General features: G+C 57.6%; 15 protein-coding genes and 1 pseudogene. 11 read left to right on the plus strand and 5 right to left on the minus strand.

Annotated features, from left to right (window positions below; translation table 11 throughout):
- Positions 1–450 precede the first annotated feature (450 nt).
- The 5 genes and pseudogenes from ASC96_RS33975 to ASC96_RS20265 all read left to right on the plus strand — a co-directional run bounded on the left by ASC96_RS33975 (position 451) and on the right by ASC96_RS20265 (position 4,514).
- A pseudogene (locus ASC96_RS33975) lies at positions 451–654 on the plus strand (hypothetical protein).
- Complete coding sequence (locus tag ASC96_RS20250) at positions 626–808, plus strand: hypothetical protein (RefSeq protein ID WP_244482225.1); 183 nt, start codon at positions 626–628, stop codon at positions 806–808. The pseudogene ASC96_RS33975 and the gene ASC96_RS20250 overlap by 29 nt, the downstream one beginning before the upstream one ends.
- A 260-nt stretch (positions 809–1,068) precedes the next feature.
- Positions 1,069–1,932: an SDR family oxidoreductase gene (locus tag ASC96_RS20255; protein ID WP_082512189.1), complete on the plus strand. Its 864-nt coding sequence runs from the start codon at positions 1,069–1,071 to the stop codon at positions 1,930–1,932.
- A 69-nt stretch (positions 1,933–2,001) separates the two neighbouring features.
- Positions 2,002–3,438 carry a glycogen synthase GlgA gene (glgA, locus tag ASC96_RS20260; protein ID WP_060504941.1) on the plus strand — a complete coding sequence of 479 codons (1,437 nt, stop codon included), beginning with the start codon at positions 2,002–2,004 and terminating at the stop codon, positions 3,436–3,438.
- Between the two features lie 719 nt (positions 3,439–4,157).
- Positions 4,158–4,514: a hypothetical protein gene (locus ASC96_RS20265; protein ID WP_060504942.1), complete on the plus strand. Its 357-nt coding sequence runs from the start codon at positions 4,158–4,160 to the stop codon at positions 4,512–4,514.
- Positions 4,515–4,617: 103 nt separating this feature from the next.
- Here the strand turns inward: ASC96_RS20265 and ASC96_RS33980 are convergent, their stop codons facing one another.
- The 5 genes from ASC96_RS33980 to ASC96_RS20290 form a co-directional block, all read right to left on the minus strand.
- Positions 4,618–4,833, minus strand: a complete 216-nt coding sequence (locus ASC96_RS33980) for an SOS response-associated peptidase family protein (RefSeq protein WP_244482210.1) — start codon at positions 4,831–4,833, stop codon at positions 4,618–4,620.
- On the minus strand, positions 4,830–5,165 hold the full coding sequence (locus ASC96_RS33985; RefSeq protein ID WP_348270817.1) for an SOS response-associated peptidase family protein: 336 nt from the start codon (positions 5,163–5,165) through the stop codon (positions 4,830–4,832). The genes ASC96_RS33980 and ASC96_RS33985 overlap by 4 nt, the downstream gene beginning before the upstream one ends.
- Positions 5,166–5,871: 706 nt before the next feature.
- Positions 5,872–9,129 carry an error-prone DNA polymerase gene (locus ASC96_RS20280; protein ID WP_060504943.1) on the minus strand — a complete coding sequence of 1,086 codons (3,258 nt, stop codon included), beginning with the start codon at positions 9,127–9,129 and terminating at the stop codon, positions 5,872–5,874.
- Positions 9,126–10,640, minus strand: a complete 1,515-nt coding sequence (locus ASC96_RS20285) for a DNA polymerase Y family protein (protein WP_200956643.1) — start codon at positions 10,638–10,640, stop codon at positions 9,126–9,128. The genes ASC96_RS20280 and ASC96_RS20285 overlap by 4 nt, the downstream gene beginning before the upstream one ends.
- A complete protein-coding gene (locus tag ASC96_RS20290; protein ID WP_060504945.1) occupies positions 10,558–11,316 on the minus strand; it encodes an ImuA family protein in 759 nt (252 codons plus the stop codon). Before ASC96_RS20290 ends, ASC96_RS20285 begins: the two co-directional genes overlap by 83 nt.
- Positions 11,317–12,871: 1,555 nt before the next feature.
- Between ASC96_RS20290 and ASC96_RS20305 the strand changes: the two genes are divergently transcribed.
- The 6 genes from ASC96_RS20305 to treY all read left to right on the plus strand — a co-directional run bounded on the left by ASC96_RS20305 (position 12,872) and on the right by treY (position 17,944).
- On the plus strand, positions 12,872–13,243 hold the full coding sequence (locus ASC96_RS20305; protein ID WP_060504948.1) for a hypothetical protein: 372 nt from the start codon (positions 12,872–12,874) through the stop codon (positions 13,241–13,243).
- 69 nt (positions 13,244–13,312) lie between these two features.
- Positions 13,313–13,753: a DUF983 domain-containing protein gene (locus ASC96_RS32040; protein ID WP_082512191.1), complete on the plus strand. Its 441-nt coding sequence runs from the start codon at positions 13,313–13,315 to the stop codon at positions 13,751–13,753.
- Positions 13,754–14,314: 561 nt separating this feature from the next.
- Positions 14,315–14,554, plus strand: a complete 240-nt coding sequence (locus ASC96_RS20310) for a DUF982 domain-containing protein (RefSeq protein WP_060504949.1) — start codon at positions 14,315–14,317, stop codon at positions 14,552–14,554.
- 66 nt (positions 14,555–14,620) lie between these two features.
- Positions 14,621–14,833 (plus strand): DUF982 domain-containing protein, encoded by a 213-nt coding sequence (locus ASC96_RS32045; RefSeq protein WP_082512192.1) that lies wholly within the window; start codon positions 14,621–14,623, stop codon positions 14,831–14,833.
- Positions 14,834–14,870: 37 nt separating this feature from the next.
- Positions 14,871–15,080, plus strand: coding sequence for a hypothetical protein (locus ASC96_RS20315; protein ID WP_060504950.1), 210 nt, complete (start codon positions 14,871–14,873; stop codon positions 15,078–15,080).
- A 335-nt stretch (positions 15,081–15,415) separates the two neighbouring features.
- On the plus strand, positions 15,416–17,944 hold the full coding sequence (gene treY, locus ASC96_RS20320; RefSeq protein ID WP_060504951.1) for a malto-oligosyltrehalose synthase: 2,529 nt from the start codon (positions 15,416–15,418) through the stop codon (positions 17,942–17,944).
- Positions 17,945–18,441: the final 497 nt, after the last annotated feature.

An 18,441-nucleotide genomic window follows, 5' to 3' on the forward strand; every position in this document is an offset into this window, starting at 1 on the left:
TTCCTTCCTTTCAGGACACTGAAAGGACGAACGTCTCACCAGCAGGACACCCCGACAAACACCCCAAATCAGGGGGCGGCATCATCTCGGAACAAGGGGTCGGAACTGGGGGGCGGCATCATTTCGGAATGCGGGGGCGGATTGCCTCGGAATCTGCACCAGTGCCCGCACACCTGAGGCGGCTAAAAATTCGAAATTGCTGAGTCGGCGGCAGAAGGAGAATTATGGAACATTTAGTCGTATGCCAATGAGTACGCGATTGAAATTCTCCTTCCAGAGCCGACCGCCGTCGGCTGCAGGGAGGCCGTCAGCTGCATCGCTCGTGATGCCCGGTTCGCCCGTCTTTAAATATCCACGAGAAGCCACCTCTTTCACCGTCATGGTCCTATCGGGCGCAGGGGGGAACATCTGTCCCCGTGTGAAGTTGACTTCTCGAAAACGAGAAAAATCGTGAAACGAGGAACACCAAAATCAGGACAGGAAGGAACGACCGACCAGTCGCCCCGTTGGGAAGGACCTTAGGAAACACGACCGCGGGGATATTTGCCTGCAAGTGGCAATTCGGAGACAGACCGAGATGCGCTCGGTGAAAATCTGAACGATCCGGTTAGATCGAAGGTTATGGATGCGGGCAAAACCAAAGGAGATTCCTAATGGCGGTATCAGGAGAGACGAGCTGGCGGTTGAAGTCATCCACCAAGATGCCGAAGGCCAGTACGCCAAGGGTATTGACCGCAGAAGCAACGACGGCGTTGCAAGCGATAAACCGCGCGTTATCACGGGATCCCAACAAAGCAACGGCACATAACGCTGCACCCGGAAAAAGCTGGTCGGCAAGGAGTGGGACTTGAACTACGATGAGAGAGAGAGATGAACGAAGGCGACTTTGGAGGTTAGCCGACGAGCGCGAAAAACACCCGCTGTGCGAGTTGACCATCTCTGCCTTGAAGCCAGCGTTATAGTGCCCCCGTCCGCTGCTAGACCGCACACTGCGATTTTTTCCACGAAGCGGGAACCGCGGTTGATCTTGCCAGTTCTGCCACCCTGCAGCTACCCACAGGAGTTCCCATGCCTCACGACACCTATCCCGAACCGCCGCAACAGCGGCAGGAACAAACCCCACCCGGCGAAACCAAGTTTATGCAACCGGTTCCGGACCATGGTGAAATGACATACCGGGGATCCGGACGTCTGACCGGAAAAGTCGCTTTGATTACTGGAGCTGACTCGGGGATCGGCCGAGCAGTCGCAATAGCATTCGCGCGAGAGGGCGCCGATGTTCTGATATCCTACCTCAACGAGCACGAGGATGCAGAGGTAACCGCTCGCTGGGTCAAGGATGCGGGTCGTAATGTTATTTTAGCGCCCGGTGACATCAAGCACGAGAGTTTTTGCAATGTCTTGGTCGATCGAGCAGTTGAAGAGTTGGGTGCCATCGACATTCTGGTGAACAACGCGGCTTTTCAGCGCACTTATGGAGCAATCGAAGACATTCCTGCCGATCAATGGGATGAAACGTTTCGCACCAATATCTATGCTCCGTTCTTTCTCTCCAAAGCGGCAATCGCGCACATGAAGGCCGGAAGTGCGATAATCAACACGACATCTATTCAGTCGCGGCAGCCGTCATCCTCGCTGCTCGCGTATGCGTCGACAAAAGGCGCAGTGTCGAACTTCACGGCCGGCTTAGCGGAGATGGTCGCGGAAAAGGGAATCCGAGTCAACGCTGTAGCGCCCGGGCCGATCTGGACGCCTCTTATCCCCTCAACGATGTCGGCGGAAAAGACGGAATCGTTTGGGAAACAGACCCTCATGGGACGCGCCGGACAACCTGCTGAATTGGCGGGAGCTTACGTCCTTCTTGCATCCGATCTTGGGAGTTATATGACCGGCGCGGTCATTCCCGTGACCGGCGGCGAGATCATGATTTAGCCGGGCACGTCCCTCACCGTTTGCAAGTTTTTTCACAGTTTTTCTTCGATGAGCTTAGGAGGGGCTGGCATGCATGTTCTTGCTGCCGCGTCAGAGATTTATCCATTGATAAAGACCGGGGGGTTGGCCGATGTCGTCGGAGCGCTGCCAAAAGCCTTAATGTCAAAGGCGGTATCAACGCGCACGATTATACCAGGCTATCGCCAAATTTTCGACAAGCTCACTAATTTGCGTCATGAAGCAGATGTTGACTTGATGGGTATGAAAGCGGAATTCCTTTCGGGTAGCTATGACAATCTGGAGATAATCGTCGTTAAATCGCCGGCGCTCTATGAGCGGGATGGCGGACCTTATCTCGATCAAAACGGTCGAGATCATCCGGACAACTGGAAGCGCTTTGCGGCCCTCTCGCGCGCGACGGCACTCGTCGCGGCTCAAGGTTTGAACGGGTGGCGTCCCGATATCGTCCACTTGCACGACTGGCAAACTGCGCTTGCTGCGGCATATCTGAAGATCGTCAACGATGCGCTGCCTGTCATGCTCTCGATCCATAATCTAGCATTCCAAGGTCAGTTCCCGGCGGCTATTTTTCAGGAACTCGACCTTCCACAAGCATTATTCTCCACCGAGGGGATCGAATATTATGGCGGCGTCAGCTTCCTGAAGGCGGGTGTCAAATTTTCCGATTCGGTAACGACAGTCAGCCCGACTTATGCTCGCGAGATCCTCACGGATGATCTTGGAATGGGCATGCAAGGAATGCTCTCGACGCGGCGGGACGACTTAACCGGTATTGTGAATGGCATTGACATGGATGTTTGGAATCCAGCGACGGATGATTCTATTCCCGTTAACTACGATAGCCGCACAATAGGCCGGCGTGCAGGCAACCGGTCAAGAATTGAAGAACGCTTTAATCTTCTACCCGGCCGTGGTCCTATTCTGTCGGTCATCAGCCGGCTGACGTGGCAGAAGGGCATCGATTTGTTGAAGCCCGTGATCCCAGGTATAATTGATCGCGGTAGCCGTCTCATTGTCTACGGTCAGGGAGATCCAGATATCATCCACCCATTGATCGAGGAAAGCTGGCGCTATCCTGGACTGTTCGCGATCCATGTCGGCTTTTGCGAGAATGACGCTCATCTTTTGCATGCGGGAAGCGATATCGTCGTACAGCCCTCAAGGTTTGAACCGTGTGGGCTTACACAGCTTTATGCGCTTCGGTATGGCGCAATCCCAATTGTCGCTCGGACCGGCGGACTAGCTGAAACAATCATAGATGCCAACGATGCTGCAATGACCGCGCGTGTCGCGACGGGGTTTCAATTTCAATCAGGTTCGGTGGAAGACTTGTACCACGCCATCGACCGCGCTTTGACCGGTTTCCGTCGCGCGCCATTCTGGCGCAGATTGCAAACCCAGGCGATGAAAGCAGACTTCTCTTGGACGAGAAGCGCCGGCCGCTATGCCGATCTGTACACAGCTCTTCAAAGCCGGCCGTATTGAGCGAAAAGACTTTTGACAGTTCGATGACGCGTCCACGTTTTCGCGCCAACGACGCAAGACCTGATCCACTGGCCCCTCTACCAAACGAACCGAGTTTCAACTGGAACAATTGCGACTCAATCCGGTTCTCATAAGCGACACAACGCGCGCCGTTGAGATCTGCCCGTAGTCGGGTCGTAAACGTGAGGGAGGTGTATGATGACAGTGTCTTGGAGTGAACCGGTTGAGTTTGTCGTTCCAGGGAGTGGCGACGTGAAGGTAAGAGGTCCGCAGGATGCATTGGACTATCTCGTTATCCTCTGCCCATCGGATGACGGTGGAGCTTACCACACCTGCAAGACGGCTTGTAGCGAGGCGATCGATGTCGTGGTTTCCACCGAAACGGCGCGGCAAGCTTTTGTTGTGATTGTACGAGACGCGGGAATGGGCCCTAAAACTTCGCCTTCTAGTTTTTGACCCAATAGTCCGTCATTTTCAATCCGGCGACCAGCGCGGCTACAACCTTATAAGGCCTTACTTTGCCAGATATGGCGTCGGCTCAGTCTCGGGCCTTCGCTGTCATGTGACGCCGGAGACAGAGGCGCGCCTTGAATCACTCCCACTTCCTGTTCATCCGTTTCCCAATGCGACGCCAAAATCCAGCACCGAAGGGTTACAAGAAAATACGCGGTAAAAAGCCTAGCTGTTGCTGACATGAAATTCGACCTGGAACAGAGCTGATGACCGACCAGGCAACAAACGCAGAAGCCAGTAGAACGTCGGACGGATATCCCGATACACCTGACGGGCGATATTTCGTTGTCCGTGGGAGGCTGTGGCGCAAGAGCGATCCCAGGCTCGAAGAAGCCACGCGGGAAAGATTGGTCAGAGAGTTGATGTCGGCAAGAAGGGCCGTTCGCGACGCCAGGGGCGACCCTAATGCACTTGCAAAAGCGCGACGTCTCGTCGATGATTCCAAGGTTGCTCTCGGCGAGCGCGGTGCTCCTTGGTGGGATGACGGCGCGCCGGATTATAATCGACACATGGCCAAGAACACGCCCTATGCCGAGTGGTTCGCCAACCTTGAACACTACTAGGTCGGCGTTAAAGCAGCAACGGTGCCACGGGCGCAGACTTCTTTTTCGTCCATAGCTCGGATGTCCGCTCCATCGTCACCAACTCGGGCGGAAATGTCCGTTTCTAGAACGCCACCGCATCATCGAAAGTACCGTGCAGCCATTGTTCGTACTCATCCGGCTGTAGCAGAACAGGCATCCGGTTGTGCACCGGTTGTATCGCCTCATTGGCGTCCGTCATGACGCCGGAATAGACGGGGCCCCATTCATCGCTGACCCGCCACAGACCTGCCCAGGCAAAGACCGGCTGGTCTTTGAGCGTGAACCACGTGCGGGTCATCTTGCCCTTCTCCCCTCGGCTTCAGCAAAACCTGTGACCGGGATCAGGCATCGCCATTGGGGTTTTCTGGCGAGGCCGATCCACATGCCCTTCGCAAGGTCAGCGATGTTGTTGACCGGCTTTGGCTTGGCTTCCGGCTTCATACCCTTGAGACGCAGGGGAAAGCCCCAGACCATCGAGCGAAGCTCGCGAACGCCTTCATTCTCCGTTACCACCATCCCGGGCGTGCCCGGATAGACTTCCTCGGGAGCGTTCGATTGCATCGGGTTCGGCACACGAAAGTGCGCGGCTACTTCCGCGGCAGAAAGACGGACGGTGTACAAGTTGCACATATGGCAGACCTTTCAACACGAAACCTTGGCTACATAAGCATGTTGTCCCGACGGGGTGAGGCCTTGGAGGGTGAAACGCCGCTTTGCCAGCGGTCGCGGCTATGCAGGATTTCGAAATCATCGGAAGACGGCGGATCGCGAAACTGGAAGGCGATAACATCTTCGATCGAACCATGAAGCCAGCGGTCGTATTCTTGCCGCTCGAGCAAAACGGGCCATTCGGTCGTTGAAGGGCCTGATCTTCTCGTTGGCGGTCATGGTCATGCCGGCGAACACAGGGCCGAAGTCTGGGGTGTTCTTGGCAAACCCCGCCCAGGCCATCAAAGGTTGGCGGTTGCTCGAAAACCACGATCGGGTTTTTGCCCCTTTGACACCGTCGGAGTTTGCAAAATACGTGAGCGGGATCAGGCAGCGATATCTGGGGTCAACGACGATGCGCTCCCAAAGCGGATTGGCGAGATCGGCAACGAGGCCGATGCGGTTCGGCGGTTCGCCCTCACGTCTCATGTCGCGGGTCTGTCGCCGAAAACCCCATGGGATCGATTTTAGTAGTCGCAGTCCGTCCTTCTTGATGACGATCAGTCGGGGGGTGCCTTCGACCTTTCGCTCGGCACCTCAAGCGACGGCGCCATGTCGACCGATGAAATGGGCGACAATCTCCTCCAGGCCTTTGGTGACTGCAAACAGGCGCGACACACCGGTCTCCTCAGTGGAAGTTTCTGGATTTGATCTTCAGATTATCGATATGAAGGTCGGGAATATAGATGTCGCGCGCTTGTACGGCGGGCTTGGGATTGTCCCGTGGATCGGGGCCTCCTCCGTGCTTGACCTGGTCGCCGCGACCGTGCGGAAGCGGGAAGTCGCCGTCCCGATTCCCAACGCTCGACAGGTCGGTGGAGAAATCAAACAGGCGCTGGGCAACGAGGTGAACGACCTCGCCTTCCCGCTGGATACGGCCATTGATGGCCATCATGCTCGCTGTCATCAGGATCCGCCGCTGGCGTTCGAAGAGCGATGGCCAGACCACTGCATTGACGATGCCGGACTCGTCTTCCAGCGTGAGGAACATGACCCCCTTTGCCGATCCCGGCCGCTGTCGCACGAGAACGATACCCGCAGTCCAGAGCCATTTCCCGTCGCGTTGCCCCATCGCCTCTGCGCAGGTGACGATGCCTTTCCGGTCGAGGTCTTTTCGGAGAAACGACACCGGGTGCGCCCGCAAGGTGAGGCCTGTGTGTGAGTAGTCCTCGACGACCTCCCTGCCCTCCGTCATCGATTTCAGCGCCACTTCAGGCTCCTGCATCTCAGCGATTGTCTTGGCCTCACGCTCGGCGGCCGCGGCCCAGAGTTCCAGCGGTTCATCCCGCAGCGCCTTGATATCCCAGAGCGCCTGCCGCCGTTCCAGTCGCAGCGATGGCAGGAACGCATCAGCTTCGGCCAGCTTGACCAACGACGACGGAGACACGCCCGAGCGTCGCCACATGTCATCGGCTGATACGAACGGCTGGTCGGCACGCGCCAGAACAATTCGTGCGGCGTCATTGGTTGACAGACCCCTGACGACACGCATGCCAAGCCTGACGGCAAAGCGATCGGAATTGCCAATCCGCTCCATGGTGCAGTCCCAGCGTGAGCGGTTGACGCAGACAGGACGGACCTCCACGCCATGGTTCCGTGCATCCTGGACGATTTGCGCGACACTGTAGAAGCCCATCGGCTGGCTGTTCAGCAAGGCGGCGCAAAACACATCGGGGTGATGACACTTCACCCACGAGCTCGCATAGGCGATCAGTGCGAAGCTCGCGGCGTGGCTTTCCGGAAACCCATACGAGCCGAAGCCTTCGAGCTGCGTGAACGTCTTCTCGGCAAATTCGCGGGTGTAATTGTTCCTGACCATGCCCTCCACGAGTTTGTCCTTGAACTTCGATACGCCGCCCGTGAACTTGAAGGTCGCCATCGCGCGCCTGAGCTGGTCGGCCTCGCCAGCCGTAAATCCCGCACAGGTCATCGCGACCCGCATCGCAGATTCTTGAAACAGCGGTACGCCGAGCGTCTTGCCGAGCACGGCCTCCAGTTCCGGCGTCGGATATTCCACCTTTTCCTTACCCTCCCGGCGTCGCAGGTAAGGATGCACCATGTCACCCTGGATCGGCCCGGGCCGGACGATGGCTACTTGCACGACCAGGTCGTAGAAGGTCCGGGGCTTGAGCCTTGGCAACATGGCCATCTGGGCCCGGCTTTCGATCTGGAAGGTGCCAAGCGTGTCGGCCTTCCTGATCATCGCGTAGGTTTTTTGGTCCTCCTGCGGAACGTCAGCCAGTCCCATTGGCTCGTTCTTGTGCTCGGCCAGAAGTTCGAAGGAGCGTGCCATGCACGACAGCATGCCGAGTGCCAGGACATCGACCTTCATAAACTTCAGCGCCTCGATGTCGTCCTTGTCCCATTCGACAACCTGGCGGTCCTTCATCGTCGCCGGTTCGATCGGCACCAGATCGTCGAGCCGATCCTGGGTCAGCACGAAACCGCCCGGATGCTGGCCGAGATGTCGCGGCGCGCCCATCAGCTGGGCGGAGAGGTCCAGCGCCAGCTTCAGACGGTAATCCGCCGTGTTCATGTTGTTGTCCTTGAGCTGCTTTTCTCCGACCCCTTCCGACCAGCCCCACACCCCGGAGGAAAGCTGGGTGATCAGGTCCTCCGGCAGCCCCAAGGCTTTACCGACATCGCGCAGCGCGCCCTTGGCGCGGTAGCGCGTGACGGTGGAACAGAGCGCCGAGCGTGAGCGGCCATAGGTCTCGTATATCCACTGGATAACCTCCTCGCGGCGGGCATGCTCGAAATCGACGTCGATATCCGGAGGCTCGTCACGTTCCATCGAGACGAACCGCTCGAACAGCAGGTCGCCTGTTTCCGGGTTGATGCTGGTGATGCCGAGACAGTAGCAGACAGCCGAGTTCGCCGCCGATCCTCGGCCCTGGCAGAGAATACCTTGTGACCGGGCATACCGGACGATGCTGTAGACGGTGAGGAAGTACGGGGCGTATTTCATCACCCGGATGAGTTCAAGTTCGTGCAGGATTGCCTTGCGGACCTTGTCAGGAATCCCTTCCGGGTATCGTGAAGCCGCACCCTCCCAGGCGAACTTGGTCAGTGACTGCTGGGCGTCCAGCCCCGGCACGAGGGCTTCCTCGGGATATTGATATTGCAGCTCGCTCATGTCGAAACGACAGCGGTCGACGATTTCGCGCGTTCGTGCCAGTGCTTCCGGATACTCGGAAAACAGCCGGTGCATTTCCTCCGGTGCCTTCAGGAACCGATCGGCATGCCGCTCGCGATCGAAGCCGACGCTGTCGATGGTCGTCCGATTGCGGATGCAGGTAACGATGTCCTGCAGCTGCCGACAGCTGGGGTCATGAAACAGCACATCGTTGGTGATGACCGTCTTGACCTTATGTCTCGCCGCCACGTTGGAAAGATTGTGAAGCCGCAGGCGATCATTCGGGCGACGGCGCAAGGATAGCGAAACGAAAGCCCTGTCACCGAAGATCGCGGCGATCTTCCTGAGCTGGCCCGCAGTGGTCTCGTCGGCCTCATCCGGGACAAGGATGGCAATCAGGCCAGCGCTATAGGCTTCCACATCAGACAGATCGAGGATGCACTTGCCTTTCCCACCCCGGCTCTTGCCGAGCGAAAGCAGGCGGGTCAGTCTCGAATAGGCTGGACGGTCAGTCGGGTAGACGAGGATCGACATGCCGTCGGAAAGATCGAGCCGACAGCCGACGACCAGTCTCACGCCCGTGGTCTTTGCCGCCTCCCATGCCCGGACGATCCCGGCAAGCGAATTGCGATCGACCACGCCAAGGGCGTCGACGCCAAGCGCTGCCGCGGTGGCAAACAGTTCCTCGGCCGAACTGGCTCCGCGCAGGAACGAGAAATGCGTGGTGACCTGAAGCTCGGCATATCTCATCCGAACACCCCATGTAGGAACCAGAGGTGCGAGCCCGTGTCGGCATCCACCCCATCACCGGCGCGATAGACCCAGTAGCGTTCACCCGCCTCGTCCTCGACGACGAAATAATCCCGGACGGCAGCATGTTCTCTCGGACGAAGCCACCACTCGCCGAATATCCGCTCCGGGCCGTCTGCCCGCTTCACGCGTCGGCGCTTTCCGCGCCAGGTGAACACCGCCGGCGGCTGGTCGGGGAGCAGAGCGGTAACGTCGATGCGCTCAGGGTTCGCCATCAGCCGCGACGGCCTTGGCCATTTGGCGGCCCATGTCGCTCCGGTCTCGTCAGCCGTCGGGCCGACGCGCATCACCGATCGCTCGGGAACGTCGGAGGCGACTGGGGTGACCCGGTAAAGCCGCTGGCCGCGATTGCCGAGAATGTCGACAAGCGGTGTCACGTCGACGACTGGTTCTTCGATCAGCGAGGATGCAGCCTGTCGCTCCTCAAGCGGTTCTACCATGATGGCGACGAGCACCAGGCGTTCGATACCGAAGCCCGGGTCGATTTTCTCGATCCGATCGCAGAGAAGCTTTGACAGCCGGGCGGGGTCACGCACCGGTTTTGCCAAGCCGGCTCGGATGCACTGGCGGGTGTTGTCGACGCGGTGGATGACGAGATCAGAACGCCTGACGCCGAGACCGCGTGTCTCCAGCTTGGTGGTGAGCTCGCCAACCAGTCGGCGCACATATTTGGCGATCGTCTCGGCGGTGCCGATCGGCTCCTGAAAGTTCTTGGCTGCCTCGACAAGCTCCGGAGTGCGCAGGGGTTCGATGGGTTCTGACATTCGCCCAAAGAGCTGATCCAGCCGCCGGCCGACTTCGGGACCGTATCGCAGCGTCACGGGGGCGCGCGGCATTGCGGAGAGTTCGCCGACCGTCTCGACGCCCATCACCCGCAGTCCATGGATTGTGTCTGGTGGAAGACGCAGACAGTGGATCGGCAGGCCAGTAACCGCTTTCGCCACACCGCCCACCGGAACGACGGTCGTTTCAGCCGAGGTCACGCGGGTGATCGCATGCGCTGCTCCCCACGTGTCGGCAACGGCGGCACGTGCCGTGAGGCCCCGTCCCCTCAAGCCGTTGACCAGCCCGGAGATCAGCAGATGTTCGCCGCCCTGCAGGTGATCGGCGCCTTCCGTGTCCATGACGATCCCATCCACACCATCGACGGCGACGACCGGGCTGTACTGGCGGAGCGCCCACAGCGCGAGCCGCTCAAGGGCAGCAGCGTCGGCGCTGGGATCAGCATCGATCATCGTGAGGTTGGCGACCACGGCCTGGGCTTTGCTCGCCGGCATACCGAGCTTGAGGCCGAGTTTGCGCGCGGCGGTGTCTGCCGCCGAAATCCAGCGTTTCGACCCCGATTTGGAAATGACGACGATAGGCTGATCAGCTGGCACGGCTCCCTCTCCATGTCGCCGTATCCGGTCTGTTGGCAGATTGGGGAAGTAAACACACACGACCCTTGGCATCACAGGCTCCTATTTCAAACTCAGCACACTCGCCTGCTTTCACGCGCATCAATTCCAACAGCCATCGGGCCCGTCCGACCCCTGCCACTGGCAGTTCCTCCGACGGAATCACGCTCACCCTCCATCGCGTCGTCGAGGCCGTCGGATTGCCGAAGTCCGACGCTTCCGTCTGCCGCCGCCATCTGCGGACAACGAGCCCCATGGTTCCCGTCTTTTCGGCAGCCAGCTGCAGCCGCCGGGATGCCACCATCGGCAATCGAACCAGTTCGCCCACCACAGCTGCCAAGCCACCGAAGGAGAGCCCCTCTTCCATGGACGCCAGCACGTCCTCCTCCTTGTCGCCTTCGCAGAAGATCACGCGGTCGGGATGTAAGCCTGCCTGGGCGATAGCCGGGAAAAACAGGTCAGGTCTCGTCAGGCACCAAAGGACCTTGCCCTTCGCGCGCGCGGCAATGCCGGCTGCGAACAAGGCGGCTGCTGCTCCGTCTACCGTACCGGCGCCGCCACCTGCGACTTCGTGAAGAGCGCCATAAGGAAGGCCGCCACCCGGCAGACGTTCATCCATCTCCCGAACGCCGAACGGCAACACGACGGCGTTTTTCGTCGCGCCGCCCTCAAGGTTTGCGATACGATCTCTGAGCTCCTCGATGACCCGAGGATTGCTGGCGCGCGACATCGTTCACGGACCTCCCCGGCTCGCGTTGCATGGACTTCATGTCCCCGAAAATTGTTGACGTTCCTCTTTTGTTCCCAGCCAGAGAAAGAGTCAAGCTGGTCTAAGCGATCTTGTTTAGGCTCCACTAAAGCGCCGTTGGCCGAATGTTGAGACGAATCAGGCCTCTAAACAGGTCTTAGCTAAGTCACTCCGCCGACTCATTTTTACAATTTCCCCAGATTCGTGCGATCCGAAACGGAGGGGTGCGAAACCATCCATGCTGCAACGTGCAAATAATGCAGATAATAGCCTCAAACTCGGTGTCTAAATCTGGTGCGGATGGCGATTGGCGGCTGGTCGGTCCCGTGCGAACAGAATTCCACGAGATCGTGCCACGGCGGGTTACACCGGCTCGCCAAACCTTGGGAGCGAGCCTGAAAAAGAAAGAAGAGCATGGGAGCTTTCAGCATAGCGCCGGCCGGAAAGGCCGGGAAAGCGGGAATTCTCGACGCGCTTTGGCCGGAAAACGGGTAGCCGCAGGAGCCTTAGCATAGCGCCGCAACGCGGTAGGCGGGACCGACTACCCCCGGCGAAAACGCTTCATAGCTCTTCTGGCTATGCGACGTCAGCTTTATATCAAGCTTGGCAAGCGCGTTAAGGCGCAGATCCGCTAACTGGGCTACCCAACCAAGAATGCGCTGAGCAACTGGTACCGCGAACACAAGCAGCATTGAGATCTGCGTGTTCGTTGTGTGCCTTGGCTGACTAGGCTCTGCCGAAGCCGGCAACATGCAATTTTGACGTGTTGAATTCTTCGTGAGTCGCTGAGACAATTCCCGTATCATCGGCAATGTCGATGATCACAACGGAAGGACGATGTCGTTTACCAGTCGTCTGAGCCCTCTCAAATAAACTTGCGGCGTCGATTCTCGCACGCTCATTGCAGGCTCGTCGGGTCTTGAAAGAAAAATCCATGCACGATGTTGGAACCCAACCTGCGGCAAATAGTTCGCGCTTCACGCCCACAGCATCCTAACGACCACCAGGAGTGAACAATGCCCGATCACAGACGTGACAATAGTGTTGATCCCAAAATGGCCCCAAAACTTCCGGCACAGAAGGCCGACCCTAAGCTCGAGCCACCAATCCGGGAGTCGAACGAACAACTCTCCAAAGATCTCACGGACCGTACGTTGATTCCAATCGGCCAGGATATCAAGAAGGGTGGCCCTTCTCTTGAATAGGCTGGTTGTTGCCGGCCCGTGGCCTTCAAAACTCAGGTCCCAGTGCCGTCCTTTGTTCCTCCCGGCAGCGGACGAGCATATGCTGGAACTGCGATAGGCCTCTCATTCTTCAGCGTGACGGAAATGACAGCACGGGAACCAAAGCGTCGGTTCCCCGTTCGGGTCCCGTTTCGGCAAGGCTATCGCTCGCATGTTAGTTGATGCAAGCACGGCACTTCACCATTGGCCTCAATCTGCATAGCTCGTAAGTCGTGCGCATTGACGATCAATACTCCGAGCAGTTCATACCTGGTCCGTTTGGTAGCTTTCGGTCCAGACGAAAGGAGGCACTCATGGCAAACTACATCTGGTTACTTATTGTAGCTGGAGGCGCGTTCCTTCTTGGGGGCGCATTAGCTTTCGGCGTCATGCGACAAAGGCCGCTTTCTGGCCGCGAGCGAGATCTCCAAAATCAAAGAACTCGTGAACTTTATGGCACCACTGGCGGCGCCGGCGATGCAGACCAAAGAGACGGTGCGGACCAAGTAAAAGCGCGGTACTGGCCTCTTCTGGCGGTTGTGATCTTCATCGTTATAGGCTGCGCACTCGGCTACCATGTTGCGACAATGGACACCGCCCCTTCAGTATCCGTTGAAGGAAAGGAGGAGCCGGGCTCCCAGCCTGCTGGTCCTGCCGATAAAAATGCGCTGCCAGGCAGTCAATGACATTCAAATCGCAATGTGCTCGCTGTTGTCCAGCGGCACACAAGCTTTTCGATATAAGGACCAAGCCTTGTGGAAGACGATTATCGCCCGACAACAAATCCAGCACTGACAGGAATTTTAGGCCGTTGTCCTCGATGCCAACGGGGGCACCTTTTTGACGGCTTCCTTAAGCTTGCACCGAAATGCGAGATCTGCGGTCTTCACTATGGTTTTGCTGATCCAGCCGACGGACCTGCCTTCTTTGCAATGAGTATCGTGGCGGTGCCGGCCTTAGCATTCGCTCTCTGGTTCCAGTTTACCTTCGAACCTCGGTTATGGATGCACGTTCTTGTGACAGTACCGCTTACAACCCTTGGAGCGTTGGCGTTGTTGCGACCCTTGAAAGGCTGGCTTGTGTGTTCGCAGTATTTTCACAAAGCGGAACAGGGTAGCATTGATCGGGAGTGGCATGCGAGCGAGCAGGAACGTCGTAGCCTCTCACACGATGTAGAAAGTCGTTCGGGTGAATGATCGTCGTCTAAAAGTGTAGGGTCCTAAGAGCGGAGCCTGCATAAGCCGGCAAAGGTAGGGTAATCTTCCGTTTTTTACGCTCCGTAAGAAGCCATGGGGCCGTTGGCCGGGTTAGGCGGTAGCCCATAGCTCCACCATAAATGTCTCTCCTTTCCACTCCAGACTTCGACGGTAAACCTTGCATCAGCGATCCCAGCTCGAGACCGTATAGCATTGCCTGAGCTCGGCGGGGGGACTGTTCCCAGTGTAAAGATGCAAGTCAACGATCGGAACACAAGATTTAGAAGAGAGAGCTACCGCCAAGCTTTGAAGCGACCGGCAGCTTCTAAGACGGAGATCGGGTTGGAGCTCGTCGGGAAAGAAGGCGTCAGGTTGCCTAAACGCTACTTGCCGGGGACATTGTCCCAATTCCTCGATTGAACGAAACTGAACCGGTGGCCCGCGAAATGTCCTCTTAAAGGAAAACTAAGATCTTTGCAGCGCCGAACGATGAGGTCGTTCCCAGAGGAACAAAAGTGTGATGTCCAAGTTTCAGGGACTGCACAATCCTTCAGGAAGATAATGATGCCGGCAAGATGGAAAGAACCTGTTAAGATCAACGCCCCCGTGAGCGGCGATGTCCGAGTTGACGGTCCGTTTGCCGCTCTTGTGGTTTTGATGGATGAATGGCCGGACCTCCGGGGCGCCGGTTATGTCAGAGCGCGAAGTTTCTGCCGCGCCGCAATCGCTGGACGCAAAGATGCCGAGGAAGCACGCGAAATTTTTGTCATCGCTGCAAAGGAAGCAAATCTGTTGCACTGACGAATGACCATACAGCGGCTATCTTACGATCAAGGAAAGCATATGACCGTTATTTAGAAGGATCCGATTGACCTCGTTTTTGCCGATAGCGGTAAGGTGAAGGTGCACGGTCCACAGGAAGCATTGGATTACTTGCTTGTCATCTGGCCAACTGAAGACGGCGAGCTTTATCTTAAGTGCAAGGCTGCCTGCATGGAAGCCTTGGAGGGCGTCATCCCTACTGAAGAGGCGCGCCGTCTTTTTGAGTACGCCGCCAAAGACGCTGGTATTCTTGCGTAAATGCCGATTTGAATGAAGCTGAAGAAGGTGGACGGATATGCATCCGGTAAAATCCCCGGAAAATGATGACCAGTACGAGCAGCGACACTCCGACTGCGTCAACGCGCTGGATGGAAAAGTTCAGCAGCTTTTTGAGGAAGCTTTCCGCGCTGGCTGGGCCAGAGAGGAAACAGCACAGGCCCTGCTTGAAATCGTGGCCGGCAGCGCGTCGGCCATATCAGACAGGCGAACGACATTTGAAATCTAACGTTATTGTATTGCCATGAACATTTCCGACATACTGCTAACCGCGTAATCCAAACCGGGTGCCACGACACTGTACCGACGCGAAGTTCCGCTGCGTCTCTTTGCTGACATAGACGTTGTTTTCCAAAGTAAAGCACGCCCGTGAGCCGTTTGTGCCAAAACACGAGGGACGCTGGACGAAGCTCGCGCATGCTCACGTCGTCACACATGTTTCAATAGGGGCGCGGAACAACTTGCGGTCCATTGGGTTCACAGCGCGCCATCTTATTGGTCTCGTCGGGTAGAGCTCAATCCGCGCCTGATCCTTCTTTTCTCATTCAACTTGCCGGAAATGTCATGATTGTCCCGACCGCCACGTATCGCCTCCAATTCCGCAATGGCATGACCTTCAAGCGCGCCACTGAGCTGGTGCCCTATCTTAAAGGTCTCGGAATTAGCCATCTCTACGCCTCGCCCATCTTTGCTGCCACAAGCGGATCCACCCACGGCTACGACGTAATCGACGCCAACGAGATCGAACCGTCGATCGGCGGACGCGCCGATTTTGAACGGATGGTCCGGACGCTGAAGGCCGCCGGACTTGGTCTGATCCTCGATATCGTGCCGAACCACATGGCGGCGTCGCTTGAAAACTCCTGGTGGCACGATGTCGTCGAATATGGCGAAAAGAGCCACTATGCCCGCCATTTCGATATCGACTGGTCGCGAAAGCTGACCCTTCCCTTCCTCGGCGACACGTTCGAAGCCGTGCTGAAGGCAGGCGAAGTTTCGCTGCAGCCCGATCCGAAAACGGGGAAACCGGTATTCGCCTACTACGAAACCTTCTATCCGCTTAATCCAGAGACCTATGCCGGCTGCGAAAGCGAAGTCCTAACGCTTTCGGACAGGGCGGCAATCACCAAGCTGCACGAACAGCAACACTATAAGCTGATGTCCTGGCGCGATGCACCGCGTGAACTGTCCTACCGCCGCTTCTTTGAGATCACCGGACTTGCTGGCATGCGTGTCGAGGACGGCGCCGTATTCAACGACACGCATAGGCTCACCCTCGAACTCGTGCGTTCCGGCGCCGTAGATGGCCTGCGTGTCGACCATGTCGATGGTCTCGCCGACCCTAAGTCTTACCTGGAACGTCTGCAGCAGGAAGCTGGGCCCGACTGTTACATCACCGTCGAAAAGATCCTCGGCGAAGGAGAACACATTCCGCCCGATTGGGCGATCTCGGGCACCACCGGTTACGAGTTCATCTCCGCCATTAGCGACGCATTGGTGGATGGTGAAAAACTGGATGACCTGCGCGCCGTCTACAATACGGCCGTCGGCCAGCCGGTCGACATGGAAGCCGAACTGCGCGCTGCAAAATTGCTGATGGCGGACAACAACTTCGCCGGTGAGGTCGCGATACTGCTGAAGCTCGCGCGGCAGATCGGCCAGACGGACGATCGAGATTCGGCTGTGCCGGAAGACACGGTGAAAGCGGCATTGCGCGAACTGCTCGTCGGCTTTCCGGTCTATCGGACATACGGCGCAAGTCAGGGTTTGCCGCCGGAAGGCCGTCAGATGCTCGCCGCCGTTTTGGAAAAAATTCGCAACGGGCAGAATTCACCCGACGGGACGGCGCTCGCATTCCTTGAGCGCATCCTTACCGGTGATGTGCAATCCTCACTTGCCGCAACGGCGGCCGTCTTCCGCACCCGTTTTCAGCAGCTAACGGGTCCCTTGATGGCGAAATCGGTCGAGGACACGCTTTTCTTCCGACACCATATGGCCCTGGCGCTGAACGAAGTCGGTGCCGAACCGCTGCCCCGCGCCTTCTCGCTCGAACGTTTCCATCAGGAAATGGAGACCCGACTGGAACTCCAGCCCGATGCGCTTTCTAGCACATCGACCCACGATACCAAGCGCGGCGAGGATGCCCGCGCACGCCTTTACGCCCTAACCGAAGCCCCTGACCTTTGGAGCGACGCGGTCAGCCGGTGGCGCGTGGTGAACCGAGGCGCGATTAGCACCCTGGACGACGGTCCCGCACCGGAGCCGGCGGTCGAATGGATGCTCTATCAGGCACTGGCGGGCGCCTGGCCCGTTGGCCTTCACTCGGAAGATCGGGAAGGCCTGAAAGCACTCGAAGAACGTTTTATCGCCTATGTTGAAAAGGCACTGCGGGAAGCAAAGCTGCGCACGAACTGGGGCGATAGCAATGAAGGTTATGAACAGGCTGTCATCGCATACGCCCGCCGCTTGCTATCTCCTGACAATCAGGCGTTCCTTACCGAATTTGCCGATACGCTTCGTCCGTTTGCCCAGGCGGGTCTCGTCAACAGCATTACTCAGACAATCATTAAGCTTACCGCTCCTGGCGTGCCCGATATCTACCAAGGCAGCGAGGGGCTCGACTTTAGTCTTGTCGATCCGGACAACCGCCGGACGCCGGATTTCGGTATGCTCCAGAAGAGCTTGTTTGAAACCGAGAAGTTCAGTTTCGACGATGATGCTTGGACAAGCGGTCGATTGAAGCAGCATGTCATTGTCGCGCTTCTTCGCCTGCGCCAGGAAATGCGAACCTTGTTTCGTAAAGGCAGCTATATCCCGCTCTCCAAAAGCGGAAAGAAGGCACGCAGCGTCCTAGCCTATGCACGCGCAGAAGGCGACGACGCTATTCTCGTCATATCGCAGCGTCTTAGTTTTGGAGTTCGCACGCTTGGTGGCTCGTCCTGGCAAGGGCTTACCATCGCTATGCCTGACGCGCTCCATGGCCGCCGTTTCGTTGATGTGTTCACCCATCAACAGGTCGAACCGAGTGGCGTAGTTGATCTTGGAAACTTCGACCGAGCGTTCGTTGTCCTGAGATCGATCAGCGAAACGTGAAGCTGGAAGGCGCATTGAGAGGCACTTAGCGCGTTCGTGCCTTTTCGCGGTTGAGCCGAACAATTACTCATCGCTGCTGATCAGGTTAGCTGTAAGGACGTTACCCGCCGGGTCACGTAGGAAGCTGATGTATGTTCGTCTCCTCCCGGGCGATTGGCACATCGTCATTATGACGGGATGTGGTCGTCAGGTCGCCGATGTGATGGATCTCGGCATTGGATAATCGGTCTTTTTCATGTCGCCTTGTGCATTAATCGGCTGCAGAACGATTTGGAGCGCAACTGTTCCCAAACACGTTCAGTGCGGCGTCCCAGTTCGGACCATCGCCGCCCCGACACGCTACTGTTCAGCGACGCCATCACCCGGACACGTCCGGTATCCGTCTCGAAGATTGTCTCCAATGCGTTGCTGTTTCCTCAGCACCAACGCTCGATGCAAAGTGGGCGTCCCGGGGTGACGCGAAGCGGGAGCTTCGGGATCGTGCAGTCGGTTGAACA

Origin of the sequence: Rhizobium sp. Root1204 (genome assembly GCF_001424965.1) — a bacterium.
In the GTDB taxonomy this organism is placed as follows: domain Bacteria; phylum Pseudomonadota; class Alphaproteobacteria; order Rhizobiales; family Rhizobiaceae; genus Pararhizobium.